The 13589-nt window shown below is 40.8% G+C and carries 13 protein-coding genes; 2 read left to right on the forward strand and 11 right to left on the reverse strand.

All coding sequences use genetic code 11. The features are described from left to right. Positions 1 to 126: 126 nt before the first annotated feature. From J8Z28_RS19885 to J8Z28_RS19895, 3 genes are read right to left on the reverse strand one after another with little or no spacing between them, the layout of a single operon-like run. Positions 127 to 1698 (reverse strand): PepSY-associated TM helix domain-containing protein, encoded by a 1572-nt coding sequence (locus J8Z28_RS19885; protein WP_250660412.1) that lies wholly within the window; start codon positions 1696 to 1698, stop codon positions 127 to 129. Continuing rightward, on the reverse strand, positions 1695 to 1985 hold the full coding sequence (locus J8Z28_RS19890; RefSeq protein ID WP_062565769.1) for a hypothetical protein: 291 nt from the start codon (positions 1983 to 1985) through the stop codon (positions 1695 to 1697). Before J8Z28_RS19890 ends, J8Z28_RS19885 begins: the two co-directional genes overlap by 4 nt. A 3-nt stretch (positions 1986 to 1988) precedes the next feature. Then, complete coding sequence (locus J8Z28_RS19895; RefSeq protein ID WP_171039798.1) at positions 1989 to 2276, reverse strand: hypothetical protein; 288 nt, start codon at positions 2274 to 2276, stop codon at positions 1989 to 1991. Between the two features lie 153 nt (positions 2277 to 2429). On the opposite strand from J8Z28_RS19895, the gene J8Z28_RS19900 reads away from it, so the two are divergent. Beyond that, a complete protein-coding gene (locus J8Z28_RS19900) occupies positions 2430 to 4442 on the forward strand; it encodes a TonB-dependent receptor (protein ID WP_250660899.1) in 2013 nt (670 codons plus the stop codon). Between the two features lie 32 nt (positions 4443 to 4474). On the opposite strand, the gene J8Z28_RS19905 is transcribed toward J8Z28_RS19900, so the two are convergent. The 8 genes from J8Z28_RS19905 to J8Z28_RS19940 form a co-directional block, all read right to left on the reverse strand. Then, entirely contained in the window at positions 4475 to 6151 is a 1677-nt protein-coding gene (locus tag J8Z28_RS19905; protein ID WP_284693443.1) for a methyl-accepting chemotaxis protein, read from the reverse strand. A 160-nt stretch (positions 6152 to 6311) separates the two neighbouring features. Further along, the gene (locus J8Z28_RS19910; protein WP_250660413.1) at positions 6312 to 7298 is read right to left on the reverse strand and encodes a Gfo/Idh/MocA family protein; all 987 of its coding nucleotides are present in this window, start codon (positions 7296 to 7298) and stop codon (positions 6312 to 6314) included. 2 nt (positions 7299 to 7300) lie between these two features. Then, positions 7301 to 8101 carry a class I SAM-dependent methyltransferase gene (locus J8Z28_RS19915; RefSeq protein ID WP_250660414.1) on the reverse strand — a complete coding sequence of 267 codons (801 nt, stop codon included), beginning with the start codon at positions 8099 to 8101 and terminating at the stop codon, positions 7301 to 7303. A 4-nt stretch (positions 8102 to 8105) separates the two neighbouring features. Continuing rightward, entirely contained in the window at positions 8106 to 8477 is a 372-nt protein-coding gene (locus tag J8Z28_RS19920) for a hypothetical protein (protein ID WP_250660415.1), read from the reverse strand. A 54-nt stretch (positions 8478 to 8531) separates the two neighbouring features. After that, positions 8532 to 8951, reverse strand: a complete 420-nt coding sequence (locus tag J8Z28_RS19925) for a DUF3429 domain-containing protein (protein WP_250660416.1) — start codon at positions 8949 to 8951, stop codon at positions 8532 to 8534. A 98-nt stretch (positions 8952 to 9049) separates the two neighbouring features. Further along, positions 9050 to 10585: an AMP-binding protein gene (locus J8Z28_RS19930; protein WP_250660417.1), complete on the reverse strand. Its 1536-nt coding sequence runs from the start codon at positions 10583 to 10585 to the stop codon at positions 9050 to 9052. 9 nt (positions 10586 to 10594) lie between these two features. Beyond that, a complete protein-coding gene (locus tag J8Z28_RS19935; protein WP_250660418.1) occupies positions 10595 to 11275 on the reverse strand; it encodes an SDR family NAD(P)-dependent oxidoreductase in 681 nt (226 codons plus the stop codon). Positions 11276 to 11372: 97 nt separating this feature from the next. After that, positions 11373 to 12392 carry an AraC family transcriptional regulator gene (locus J8Z28_RS19940; protein WP_250660419.1) on the reverse strand — a complete coding sequence of 340 codons (1020 nt, stop codon included), beginning with the start codon at positions 12390 to 12392 and terminating at the stop codon, positions 11373 to 11375. 148 nt (positions 12393 to 12540) lie between these two features. Here J8Z28_RS19940 and J8Z28_RS19945 point away from each other — a divergent pair, with 148 nt between their 5' ends. Continuing rightward, positions 12541 to 13542 carry an NAD-dependent epimerase/dehydratase family protein gene (locus J8Z28_RS19945; protein WP_250660420.1) on the forward strand — a complete coding sequence of 334 codons (1002 nt, stop codon included), beginning with the start codon at positions 12541 to 12543 and terminating at the stop codon, positions 13540 to 13542. Positions 13543 to 13589 lie beyond the last annotated feature (47 nt).

Below are 13589 nucleotides of genomic sequence, written 5' to 3' on the forward strand. Positions count from 1 at the left end.
CTCAAGTTTGCGGCGATTCTACTGATGTTTTATTGGAGAAGAAATGTTTTTCGTTAAACGGACACAGATTTTCGATAAAGCAAAATTATGGGTATCAAATTGCTTTGATACCCATACTCAGAATGCTTAAGCTCGACTTGCTTGTTCAAAGGCTGGCATGATGTTTTGCGTGGTCTGTTTTTGTTGCTGGCGTTTGGCCATTTTAAAGAAAATAGCAGCAAATACAGCAGCGACAATGTCGACTATATAACTTGAGTAAAAAAGCGAATTAACGTCACTTGAGGCAAGTTTTAAAAGTGTAGATAACACCATCAACGCACACAGGCTCGCTAGCATGTAAAAGCCAGCAGTGGTTGCCTTTTGTACAGGCTTTAAGAAGCTATATATCACAAAAGCAAAAAATGCTGCGTAGTAACTGTATAGGGTTGCGTAGTTTGTGTTGCTCACAAGAGTAGGTAGCCATTTGGCAGCAACGAGTGTGAAAGCAACGGCTATCATAGACCCTAAACAAACACCAATAGTGAGCCTAGCCATAAACAAGGTACTGCGTTTATTGGGATCTTTTTTAAAGCGTTTATCTATCCACAGTAGATTACCTGAATAGAATAAGAAGGCGCCTAGTAACCCCATAATGAAGTAGCCCCAACGACCCCAGTCTCCACCATAGGTGCCAAAATGGAGAGAGAAAATACTGGCAACCATGTTACCCCACACTGCATCTTCGCCTTGCGGATAGCTTGAATTAACCACTTCTAGCGTGTATGGGTTCATAAATAAGTAATCGGTATCTGGGCCACGTACTACCGCATTATTGTTACTCATCATAAACACCGCAGAAGGTGATGCCGAATTTAAATTACTATAGCGAATGTGGATAGGCTCATAGCCGGGAGCATAGTTTTTCGCTGCGAGTACTTGTTCATTAATACGTGGTAAGTTTTCAATATGAAAACTTTGCGCGGCAGGTGCAGGGCGCTGAAACAATGGCTTACCATCATAAAATTGCGCTAAACCACCATAAATAAAATCATGAAACGCAAACACCACCACAGTAAATGCAATGACTAAGTGAAATGGTAAACTGGCGATACCAATAAGGTTATGGCTATCGAGCCAGAATCGACTAGGCCCTTTTTCTTTTCGCAGTGCAAAAAAGGTTTTAACTAATGTCGGCAGTAAAATAATTACCCCTGAGACCAAAGCTAAAAAGTACAAAACACAGGCAATGCCAAGAATATAAACACCAGATTGGTCATGGCCAATTTCGCCTATAAAGCCTGCTGTACGGTGTAAATAATCAACTAAATCGGCAAGTTCGTTTTCGGTTTGTGCGCTGACGTTTAATGTGCCATCAGCATTTAGGTGTGCGAAGTTAAGTTGTTTATCAAGCTCCATGCCTCGGGCATTGCCTTTGATATACCACGAAAGAGGTGCACCTTGGGTATGTAAATCAAGGTTAAAGCCTTTGGCAAGTTGCTCGCCTCGCTCATTAATCGCAGTATCTACCAGCGTTTGGTAGTCATAATTAGAGCTGGTGATTTTAGGAGCTTGTATAGGTGCTGCCCATTGCTGGATTTCATGCTTGAACATGGTCAAACTGCCCGCATAAAAACCAATAAACAGCACTAAACCTGCAATGATGCCTGTCCATGTGTGTACACCTTGATAGGTGCGAAGAATATCCGATCTTACTTTCATGAGGCACTCCTTAGCATAAAAAACACGCCATAAAGCAGCAAAGTTAAGCTGCCAAGGATAAGCCACGCTTGTTTTGCTGAGTTGAATAAATAACTAAAACTAAAAATGGTTAGCCAAACAGGCGTGATCATCCACATGTTAAATTGCACTTTATCGCGAGCATCAATGCCTCCTGGGCCATACCAAGCAAAAAAAGCAACGAAAATAAATGAGAGTGCCAGCCCTAAGAATGTACCTGCTAGGGTTTTTCCTAACCAAGTCGGCTGGCGTTTAGATGAGCTTGTCATGAATTATCCTTTTCTTTGCAGCAGGCTAATAAAAGGGATCAGCATCAACATTAGCATGATGCTAAAGATGATGAAGAACACGGTTGCCGTGGTTGAAAACTGTTGAAGGGCAAGTATTAGTGCGCAAACGGTTAACGTAATTGAAAGTAATCGCCATTGTTTTTTAATTGGTTTTTTTAAGAATCGCTGCTGCTTTCTGGTGCAGTAGAAAATACTGACAGCGAAAACGACAAGCAGGGTAACGGTAAAAATGAGCATAAGATTATAGTTGTAGTTGATGTTAAATGTCATTGTAAATGATAACTAAACTCAATTGTAATATCATTAAGCTTGTGTTAATTTCCTAGCGCTTTTTTATCAAACTTAATTTGTTTAATTCTAATAATCTCTTACGGGGAAAGGACATTGGCTACTGCATTTAAACTTAATTCACTCACCAAAGTTATGCTTACATCATTACTTGTTACGCAAGGCTCAGCATGGGCTGACGACCAAAGCAGTCGAAAATCTATGGATACCATTGTTGTTACAGGTGAAAAAACAGAGAAGTCACTTAAAGAGACCATGTCGTCAGTGGCGGTTGTTGATAAGTCGCTTTTAGAAAACGGCCAACTTGCGTCGATATCTGAAGCACTATCAGAAATGGCGAACGTTGTAGTTTTAACAGGCTCGGTGCCAGATATGCGAGGCGTATCTGGTAATGGTGGTGCAACAGGTTTTAACTCATTTAGTGGTGGCTCAAAGGCTCGTGTTTCAACCTTGATTGATGGTGTTAGCCAACCGTTTGTAGCCGATTTAACCGGTGATACGGGTCTGTGGGATGTAGAACAAATTGAAGTTTACCGAGGGCCGCAATCAACCAGTAATGGTCGTAACAGTATTGCGGGGGCTGTCTACATGACAACAAAAGCACCTACTCAAGAATTTGAAGGAGCAGTACGTGTCGGTTATCGTAACCAAGATAGCTACCTAGATACTGCCGCAGTGGTATCAGGGGCGTTAGTTGAAGATGTATTAGCATTTCGTTTATCAACTCAGTATGTTGATGGCGAAACGTTTTCGAATCCACCGGTATACGAAACAAATCCAACTGATCGTGAATTAAACAAGCTAAATACCAGCAGCACACGCGCTAAATTACTTTACACACCAAATGAAGATCTTGCTGTACAGCTAACTTATTCAACTTACAGTGAAGAAGGTAATTCGGGTCGTAAATACTTTTTAGCGGATGAGCCATTTGATTATGAGCCGCTATATCAACGTATTATGGATACTGAATCTGATACCACGCAAGTAAATGTTGATTACAAGATTAACGATGATTTATCGTTAGATGTTTTAGTTGCTTACATGGATTACAAATGGGGCTTTGAAGCATACGAGCCACTTGAAAGCGCAGAATCTGACGTATCAATGGATGAGAGTAATATCACTGTAGATTCTAAACTTAACTTTGGTTTAAGCAATGATTTTTACTCAGGCTTCATTGGTCTTGCTTACTTTGATCGTGACCAAGACTTTGAAAGTGTGGGAGCAACAAACTATTACGGCGACGATAGCAGTAAATCGACCGCAGTCTATGGTGAAACAAGCTTTAACCTAAGCCGCGAATTAACATTAACAGCGGGTCTGCGTATTGAGCGTGAAGAACAATTACGTAATTTCAATATGGCATTTCGTGGTGATATGCTCGTTGAGCAACTTGATAATTCACACACACTTCGTTTACCAAAGCTCGCGATTCAATATGATATTAGTGACGAAACGACATTATTTGCTAGTGCACGTCGTGGCTACAACGCGGGTGGTGGCGCACTCGATTTTACTGCTGAAGATTACTACTACTACGACGAAGAAACCGTTAATACCTATGAAATTGGTTCGCGCAGCGTTTTAAATAATGGTGACATGAATATCAGTGCTAATGTGTTTTACAATAACTTCAACGGTTATCAAGCGCTTAGCTCAGCACGTAAAATCACTAATATTGAAGATGCTCATAGCTATGGTTTAGAAGTTGAAGCTTACAGCATGTTGGGCGATCAGTGGCAGTTACATGGCGGTTTCGGTTTATTGAAAACTAAAATTGATGAATCATCAGCCTTTCCTGATGCCGTTGGCAATGATTTAAACTCTGCACCGGAGTTAACGGCGAGTTTAGGTCTGTCGCATTGGTTTACCGATAGTCTAAAAGTGAATTTAAGTGCCAATTATGTTGATGAGTTTTATGGCGACTTAACAAACACAGAAGAGCGTGTTGCGGGTGATTACACCATTACGCGTTTATCGATGACTTATGATACTGAACAATGGTTGATAAGTGCCTTCATCAACAACGCCTTAGATGAAGAAGCATATACCTCACAAGAACCTGTCAGTGGTCGTTACCCACAAGGCTATGTGGCAGTGGTTAACCCGCAAACTATCGGTGCATCTGTTACTTACCGATTTTAAACTAATCGCTAGTCGCTAAGCTTGATCAGCGACTAGCTTAATTTAAAGCGATTAATTTGCCCGTTTAAGTTATTCGCCAAGTTAGCCAGCTTACTCGATGAGTCCGAAATGCTTTGCGTTTGTTGCTGCGACTTTCGACTGGTGTCTTGTACTTCGTTTAAACGCTGGGCGATTTCTTCTGTTACTTGAGATTGCTGCTCAGATGCAGAAGCTATGGTCATATTGGCATCAGAAATGGCTTTTGCTTGTACGCTAATTTCATCGAGCATATGGCCCACTTTTTCTGAGTTTATCACCGCTTCTTTAATTTGATTATCGCTAGAGCGTATCCTCTGCGTCACAGCATTGGTTGCAGATTGTAATGAGTCAATTTTATCTTGGATCTCAAGAGTAGAGCTTTGTGTGCGACTAGCCAAAGTTCTTACCTCATCAGCAACAACGGCAAAACCTCGGCCTTGTTCACCTGCTCTTGCAGCTTCGATGGCGGCATTGAGTGCCAATAAATTAGTTTGTTCGGCTATATTACTGATAACACTTAAAATAACCGTGACTTCATTCACAGAGGACTCGAGTTGGTTAAGGTCTGTTAGTGATTTGGTGAGTGTATCGGCCACTGATTCAACAGAGCTAACTCCTTGTTGTACAACCTGTAGACCTTCTTGGGTTTTCTGATTAGCTGCGGTAGCACTGCTTGCCGCTTCTGCACAGTTTTGAGACACTTCTTTAACGGCCGTTGAGTTTTCATAGACTGAGCTTGAGATCACCTCAATCGCTTGGCTTTGAATATCATTGAGCGTTTTAGCTTGCTGTGAAATTTCATCTAGGCTTTTTGCTGCCACTTGCGCTTGCTCTGATTGATTGTGTATTTCTTTAAGAAGCTGAGACAGCTTATCAACCATGATATTAAAGCTGCTCGCAAGCTGGCCTATTTCGTCATCGGCTTTGTGGTCAATATAGCGAGATAGATCCCCTTCAGAGATACGCTTAGCTTCATCAATTAAGGCATGAGTTGCTTTAATCACTTTTTTCTCTAATTGCCAGTAACACAATATCAAGGTAGCAATAATAGTCAGGACTAAAGCTGTGCTAATTAAACTCAAGGTAACCACACGGTCGTGATTGCTTTTAACTTCTGCAGCACTTTTTTCCTCGATGGAACTTAAAAATGCTTTCACGGGTTGCTGAATTTTCTCAACTTCGGCCATGTAAGCATCGTTGGTTAAAAGCTCGATAGCTTGCACCCACCTTTTATGCTCGCTAGGGGTTAAGTGATTTGTATCACGGCCAAGTAAATCACTGACTAAGCCAAATGCTTTTTCTTCTGTTTCAACTAATTTGAGTGATAAGTCGTTGGATTTTTTCAAGAGAGCTAAATCATCAGCAGCCACATTAAACGCTCTTAAACGTTGTTCATAACTTTTCTTTTCTCCATTTAGCCAAGCAGCTTTTCCTTGAATTTGATCAACAAGCTGGTGGTATTCAGCTTCATAGCGAGGATCTAAGGTTACAACATGTTGACGAGCAAGTTCTGTAAGGTGAATCGAGTTTGAAGATGAAAACTTAGCAAGATGACTTAGTTCATAACGCTGTTGGGCCGACTCCATACTTTCATCTTGGCCTGATTGCAAAAACAAAATAATGAGGAGTAGGCCTGCTGCAAGGGCAATGGTTGCTGCGAACACAGCTCTGAGTAAAAAGCGAATAGTCAAAATATTACCCTTCTCATTGAAAGTCAATATTATTAACCATAGTACAAAAATCTAATTTCAATAAAAATTACGAGTAAGCTAATTGGAGGTCATTATTTAAGCTTGTAATGAAGGGAATAAAAATGACAAGGGCAGTGTCAACTGCCCTTGAATAATATATTTATTGGTCTGCGGGGTACACAACGCCAAGTTGGCTTCGCGCCTCATCAAGCACCGCCATAACTTGTTTTGATAGTGTATGGGTATTTACTGAAGACTCAATTTGTCCGGCATTCGCTGCTTGAATAAAGTGGCTTACTTCATGGCGCATAAAGTGTTCATCAAATGGCTCAGAGAGTTCTTCAACCGTGCCATCGTTACCTATGTATTGCATACGCTTTAATAAAGAGACTGCTTCGATACGAATACGGCCTTTTTCACCTTGTATCTCAGTAAAATTATCGCCTTGCGAGATTTTCGAATAGCTGATCACCGCTTGCTTATCTGCGTAATTTAATAATACATCGCCAGCTCCATCAACGCCGGTCTCAAGTAACACGCCGCTGGCTTTTACACTCTGAGGTGCGCCCCATAATGCGAGTAAAATATACAGCGGATAGATACCTAAATCGACTAATGCACCGTTAGCAAATTCTGGCAAGAAAGTATTTGGTCGCTCGCCATTTTTATATTTATCGTAACGTGATGAGTACTGACTATATTGACCAATATATTTGCGGGGTGTGCCAATCTTCGCAATTGCATTTTTTAAACATGCGAAGTTTGGTAAATGGGTGGTCATCATCGCTTCCATGTATAAGCGTTGATGTGTTTTGGCCGCCTGAATGATGGCCTCTAGTTCTTTACTGTTAGCAGCCGAAGGCTTTTCACCTAAAACATGTTTACCGGCTTTTAAACACATTACAGCATAGTCTTTGTGTAAGCTATTTGGCGCAGCAATGTAGACGGCATCGACTAATGGGTCTTCGCATACTTGCTCAATATTGGTAAACACTTTTGCGTCTAAAGCGTCGTGCTTTGCAAGGAAAGCCTCGCCTGTTTGCTGCTCTCGAGAGCACACACCATATAAGGAGAATTGTTCAATTTGTTTAGCTGCACTTAGTAGTGTATCGCTTATAAAATTGGTGCCTACAATCACAAAGTTCATGGTTACTCCTCGCTGTTTTGTGCAAGCCATGCTTGCCAATCCTGTTCAAACTTTTCCATTTGTTTATGTTTTTTGCTTAAAAAATGTTTGTCTTCATCTTCTTGTGCCATATAAGGGCCTACACGGCATAATGCACAGTGTTTATCACCTAAATAAGCGGGTAAAGTCAGCTTGGCGGTAATGTCATTGTCAGTTTTTTCGCTAAATACATAGGTAATGCCGCTGGTGTCTTTAACGTGTTTATCGCGATCAACATTGCGAATTTTATAGCCTGGGAATAAATTAATATCGAATGGCATTTGCCCTAGATATTGGCAAGTCAGCCCTTGATTTAAGCTTCCTTCAATATTCCATTCGCGGTAAGGTTTTACATCTTTAGAGGTGATGTAGCAGAGCATTGGGCCGTTTTTATCTAATGCGAACTGGCTTGCGTAGTCTAGGTAGCGATGCAACAAAGCACGGTTTAAAACATTCATACCACCTTGTTGGGTATTTGCTTTAAATGCAGCTTCACCTTTAAACGCTGGTATAAGTGGAAATTGAAAAATAACCACATCAAAACAAGCGCCATCTAAGCGCTGCCACGAGTCTGGCTTTGTTACATCAAACTCGGTGAGTGTTTCAATGTTAAGTTGTTGCAAGGCGCTAAGTGCATTGTCGGCATATTTTTGTTCTATGGTGTTTACATCATCATAAGTTGAAGCAACAAGCTTGGCCGGTTTTATATAACGCGCAATAGAGTGTGAAAATGATAAATCACCATCGCCAACCGTTAATATGCGCCAACTAGGGTCTAAAAACATGCTGTTATTTGCCTTGTGCTGGCGTTGTTTCTTGTGCGATTTCAGGGCAAAGGGCTAAGCGAGTTTTAAGCCCTTCAATGGCTATTTGCTTAAAGATTAAGTTAAAACTAATTAGTACGGCAATAACGATATGAATAGGACCATGGGTAAAACCTGCGTCTGTATCAAAAAGCATTAAGCCGAATAACAAGAACATGGTAGCTAAAAATATTTCAATCAACTGATTAGAATATAGCTTTAAGCTGCCTTGGTTTTTATGAGCTTTTTTAATGTGAATCGCACAAAAAAATGGGATCACTTTTACCTTAAAGTGGGCGTTTTTTTCTACGTAATTTTCGCCAAGGTGGTCTAGTTTAGCGCGCAGTTGATCTATCATAACAAGTCCTTAAAAAACTGAGCCGCGGATGTTACCGCAAACGCAAGAAAAGGGCTACTCAGGATAGATACTCATGCCAATTACAAATATGTGGCATACAAACACCACAGACGTTAAAACAAAACGCATTTTTTGATAATCAACGTGATAGGTTTGCCACTGCGGTGAGCTTTTTTCAAATAACAGTACTAACCAAAAACTTGCTGCGAGCCAGACTAGAGTCCAAGTTGCTGGTAAAAAGCTTAAAAAGCCAATCGGTAAGATAGGAATAATTGCTTTAATAGCATCAGCATGCGTTTGCTGACCTGCATGCCATAAATTGCCAGCCATAAAGGCTAAAATAGCGATGCTATAAAAAGTGAAAAAGTCTAAATTGACGGCATTACTTCCTGCAATAAGTGGCCAACCTACGCAGCCTAAAAATGGTAGTAAACCTAAGTAACCAAGTTGAATGTGATTAATAAACTTTTCCATAATGACCTTTAAACCGCTTAAATTAAAAAGCATACCTAACGGTATGCTTTATTTAATAACTATTTTATACCAGTTAGGCGGCTAAAACGATCGCTTTATTATTGGCGTAATTCTCGACGTAGAATTTTGCCAACCGTCGATTTAGGCAATTGTTCCATAAAAATGATTGATTTAGGCACTTTGTAAGCACTTAAGTTTTCGCGGCAATAGTCACTCACCTGTTGCTCATCAATCTGCTCTTTTAAAGTAATGTAGGCACAGACACGCTCACCGGTTTTTTCATCTTTTGCACCAATAACGGCTGCTTCACAGATAGCTGGGTGCTGACAAAGTACGTTTTCAACTTCGTTAGGGTACACGTTAAAGCCAGAAACAATAATCATGTCTTTTAAACGATCTACAATTTTGTAATTACCACTTGGTAGTTTTAGACCCACATCACCGGTTTTGAAAAAACCTCGCTTCATACATTTGTCGGTTTCATCTTGGCGCTGCCAATAACCCATCATCACCTGCGGGCCTTTAACAACAATTTCGCCAGACTCACCGTCAGCAACAGGCTCGTCGTTTTCATCCCAAATTTCGATAGCAGTGTTAGAGAGTGGGCGGCCAATGCTGCCAATTTCTTCTTTTTTAAAGTCGTTTAAGGTTGCAACAGGCGAGGTTTCTGATAAGCCGTAGCCTTCTGTGATTGTACATCCTGTGGTATTCATCCACGCATCAGCTGCAGCATGTGTTAAAGCTGCGCCCCCTGAAACGGTCATTTTTAGGTTTGAAAAATTAAGTGCTTTAAACCTTGGGTGCATACACAAGCCAATAAATAAGGTGTTAATCCCTGAAAAGTAATTAATCTCAAATGGTTCGATTTGCTTAACTAACGCATCTAAATCACGAGGGTTTGGGATCAGTACGTTAAATTGTCCCATGGCAAATAGGCCAACCATATTCACCGTAAAGGCGTAAATATGATAAAGCGGAAGCGGGCAAATACCCGTTTCTTGGCCGGGCTTTAAAATGTCATCAAAGCGCTCATTCATTTGCTCGGCATTGGCTAAAATGTTGCCATGACTCAGCATCGCAGCTTTGGCAACCCCTGTGGTACCACCGGTGTACTGTAAAACAGCAATATCGTCACGACTTGCTTGATGAGCGTCAAGAGGGGCGAGTCTTTCACCTTGGCGGATGAGTTCGTTTAACGAAAATTGACCCTCTTGCAATGTTGGCTCAGCAACAGCCGCTGCAACAATAACTGTTTTGATCGACGTATCATTGATAACCGTTGCTAACTTATCGGTAAGAGCATCAAGAATAACAATGGCTTTCACATCTGCATCATTAAACTGGTGTAGCATTTCACGAGCAGTATAAAGCGGGTTGGTATTGACTACGATTAAACCTGCACGAATTGCTGCATAGGTAACAATAGGGTAATCAACAATATTAGGTAGTTGAATGGCTATTCTGTCTCCAGCAACAAGACCACTTTGTTGTTGAAACCACTGTGCCAAATAGCGAGACTGTTGTTCAACTTGGGCATAGCTGAGTGTTTTACCTGCACTGTTATAGGCAGGAAGGTCGGCATAAGTCTGACAAGTATGCTCTATTAATTGCGTTAGGTTATCATGTGTGTTCATGGGGATTCCTTAGCGTGTTGTTCTTATTAATTGTTGTTTTATGAGGCGATCCATCACAGAACCCATTATCCAATTCGGTAAGTAACGACTCATGATATAGGTTAGTTTAGATTGTAAGCTTAGGATCACCATTAATTTTTGTTTATCTAAGCTGCGCAAAATGTGTTTTGCAGTATTGGCTGGGTTTGTTATGGCTTTAGATGTTTTGCTTGCGCAAATTAAGCTGATTTTTATGTTGTTTGGCTTAAATTTCTTGCGTAGCTTTTTGGCTAAAATCAAGGCGTTTGGCTCTGGCGTAAATTTAGTTGCATCAATAAGGGGGGATGTAATTGCTAGGTGGCCATTCATGCTTAAGTGTGGCGTTATTAGTGTTGCAAAGTGCTGACAAGCAATACTATTTTCTTTACTTAGTTGCTCATTGATATTGCAGCTAAAAATAGCTAAATCAGGGTTTCCTATCGCTGCGATTGCATTATTTACTTGAGTTTGCAGTGCTTCATTATCGCAGATATGCGTAGCAAAATACTCAATGTATTGGTAATCATCAGCAAGCTCACTTAACGATTGTTTTGTTTGTTCGTTGAAATGTACGTCAAATAACGCGACATCGTCACCACGGCTAATATATTGCTTTGCCAATTCGAACCCAATGCCACTGTTGGCACCGGTAATAAACACTCTTCTTAACATTGCACGACCACTAATTAGCGAAACTAGCTAGTCAATATATATAAATTGTTAACAGAAAACTTAGCTTTAAACGACTCGTTTTTAACTTTTTGCGCCATTAGCTCGAGTGTGACTTACGATAATCTTTTGGTGGAATGCCATACCAGCGCTTAAAAGCGCGAGTAAACTCGCTGTAATTAGAAAAGCTTAAGATATCTGAGATGTTCGATAAACTGAGGCTAGATTCAGTTAAATATTGATGTGCCAGATTACAGCGTACATCATCGACTAATTCACGAAACGTTGTGTCATGCTTTGTTAAGTGACGCTGCAAGCTGCGAGCACTCATTGATAGCTTTTCGGCTATTAGGTTTACGCCAAATTCTTCGTGCAGTAAGTATTGCTTGATCAGTACTTCAACATTATCTGCAATGTTTTCACGTTTTGTGTCTGCTGGCTGTCCAAGCTGTTGGCTAAGTATAGAAAACAACTGCTTATCTGAATTCTTAATAGGGAGCTTTAGGTATTTTTTCTCAAATACTACTGCCGTGTGTGCACAGTTAAATATTGGAATTTGCCCTAGCGCTTGGCGATAAACACTTTGGTTGTCATCACAGCTATGGGGAAGCTCCAAACGAGACAGTTTTATTTGATCATCGGTTAACTGCTTTAATAAATTGACCCCAACACTTAAGGCTAAGTCGGCACCATGATAAACGCTCACCTTTAGGCTCGTGCGAACAAAAAACGATAGCTTTACATAGTCTTGGTCTACTTCAAGGAGTAAATCAGCGCTATTTTGATGAACATGATAGTACTTAGTTAAATTTTTTAGCGCCATTTCAAGGGTGTCGCAATTGCCCATCAAATAACCAACAGACCCTAAAATATTCAAGCTTTGCCAACGGCCTAACTCTAGCCCGAAATAGGGCAGGTTTAATTCTTTCGCGGTGAGTTCTAATAGCTGAATGAGTTGCTGATACTGCACAAAGTTATTGGCATCTTGTAGTTGTTTTCTGTCTAAACCAACGCGCGATAATAGTGCGTCAGGGTTCACCAATTTACTTTCGATCAGTTCAATATAGCCGTGTAGAGCAGATACTCTAATAAGATCAGGAGCTTGTGTTAAACGGGGCATAATGTGCTCTTTTCTAGTGCGCTGGCGTAAAAAGTAAAAAAAATTGCGTGAAAAGTAAAGTAATACAGGTCATTAAAGTTTAACAATGTATTAACCATTTGGCCTGCTAGCTGCAATTAAGGCTGTAACGTGCTTAGAGGAACACACAATGAACTACTCAAAAGTTTTTATTAGTGGTGGTAATGGCTTTATTGGCCGCACACTTGCGCGCTACTTTAAGGCGCATGGAGTCGATGTATGCGGCGTTGATTTAACACCCTGTGAAGAATTTAACATTGTTGCAGGTAATTTGAATGAGCCAGCGAGTTGGCGCTCATTAATGAATGACTGCGATTTAGTTATTCATACAGCGGCTATTGTTTCAAATGCGTTTAGCTATAAGCAAACATGGCAGGCGAATGTGGGTTGGACGAAAAACTTACTGGATGCAGCGGTGGCTGTAAACACAGTAAAGCGCTTTATTCATATTTCGTCGACGGCCGTCTATGGCAGTGATTGGCAAACTGATATTAAAGAAGATGCGCCTTTGTTCCCTGATGGCAGAGCCTATAACGATTCGAAAATGATGAGCGAGCATTTATCGCTAAGCTATCACGCCAGTAAAAAACTCAATGTCACAATAATTCGCCCTGGCGATGTCTATGGGCCCGGCTCAAGACCGTGGATAGCTTACCCATTACAAGAAATCGCCAAAGGCAAGTTTATGGTACCAGAGGGCATGTTTGGGCCTGTTTACATTGATGATTTAGTCAAAGGCATTTACCAAAGTGCCATGAGCGACGATGCAAGCGGTGAAATTTTTAATCTATCAGGCCCTGAGCAAGTGACTAATCAAGTTTATTTTAATTACTTGGCACAGGCACAAGGGAAAAAGCACGTCACAGTAGTGAATTTGGCTTTGGCGTTAAAGCTAACAGGGTTCATTGAGTGGTGTTATCACCTTGTTGGTAAAACCACAGATATCAATCCGTCGACCATGCGCATGCTAAGTCGTAAAAGTGCAGCGTACAGTAATGAAAAGGCGCAGAACATTTTTGGTTATAAACCAGAATTTACATTACAGCAAGGTATGCAACATGCATTGCAGTGGGCGTATGAACAAGGGCTGTGTAAAGAAGAACCACGCACAGATACCGCCACAGCAAATTAAAGGCAACTAGTTAACTTATTGAAAGCAAGTGAAAAGAGGGCACACAT

The organism is Pseudoalteromonas sp. SCSIO 43088 (assembly GCF_023650795.1).
GTDB classification, from domain to species: Bacteria; Pseudomonadota; Gammaproteobacteria; order Enterobacterales; family Alteromonadaceae; genus Pseudoalteromonas; species Pseudoalteromonas shioyasakiensis.

Excerpts from the sequence above, each read along its gene's own strand:
- J8Z28_RS19930 (WP_250660417.1), bottom strand. The coding sequence starts at position 10,585 with ATGAACACACATGATAACCTAACGCAATTAATAGAGCATACTTGTCAG.
- J8Z28_RS19885 (WP_250660412.1), bottom strand. The coding sequence starts at position 1,698 with ATGAAAGTAAGATCGGATATTCTTCGCACCTATCAAGGTGTACACACA.
- J8Z28_RS19925 (WP_250660416.1), bottom strand. The coding sequence starts at position 8,951 with ATGGAAAAGTTTATTAATCACATTCAACTTGGTTACTTAGGTTTACTA.
- J8Z28_RS19915 (WP_250660414.1), bottom strand. The coding sequence starts at position 8,101 with ATGTTTTTAGACCCTAGTTGGCGCATATTAACGGTTGGCGATGGTGAT.
- J8Z28_RS19945 (WP_250660420.1), top strand. The coding sequence starts at position 12,541 with ATGAACTACTCAAAAGTTTTTATTAGTGGTGGTAATGGCTTTATTGGC.
- J8Z28_RS19940 (WP_250660419.1), bottom strand. The coding sequence starts at position 12,392 with ATGCCCCGTTTAACACAAGCTCCTGATCTTATTAGAGTATCTGCTCTA.
- J8Z28_RS19910 (WP_250660413.1), bottom strand. The coding sequence starts at position 7,298 with ATGAACTTTGTGATTGTAGGCACCAATTTTATAAGCGATACACTACTA.
- J8Z28_RS19920 (WP_250660415.1), bottom strand. The coding sequence starts at position 8,477 with ATGATAGATCAACTGCGCGCTAAACTAGACCACCTTGGCGAAAATTAC.
- J8Z28_RS19900 (WP_250660899.1), top strand. The coding sequence starts at position 2,430 with ATGCTTACATCATTACTTGTTACGCAAGGCTCAGCATGGGCTGACGAC.
- J8Z28_RS19895 (WP_171039798.1), bottom strand. The coding sequence starts at position 2,276 with ATGACATTTAACATCAACTACAACTATAATCTTATGCTCATTTTTACC.
- J8Z28_RS19890 (WP_062565769.1), bottom strand. The coding sequence starts at position 1,985 with ATGACAAGCTCATCTAAACGCCAGCCGACTTGGTTAGGAAAAACCCTA.
- J8Z28_RS19935 (WP_250660418.1), bottom strand. The coding sequence starts at position 11,275 with ATGTTAAGAAGAGTGTTTATTACCGGTGCCAACAGTGGCATTGGGTTC.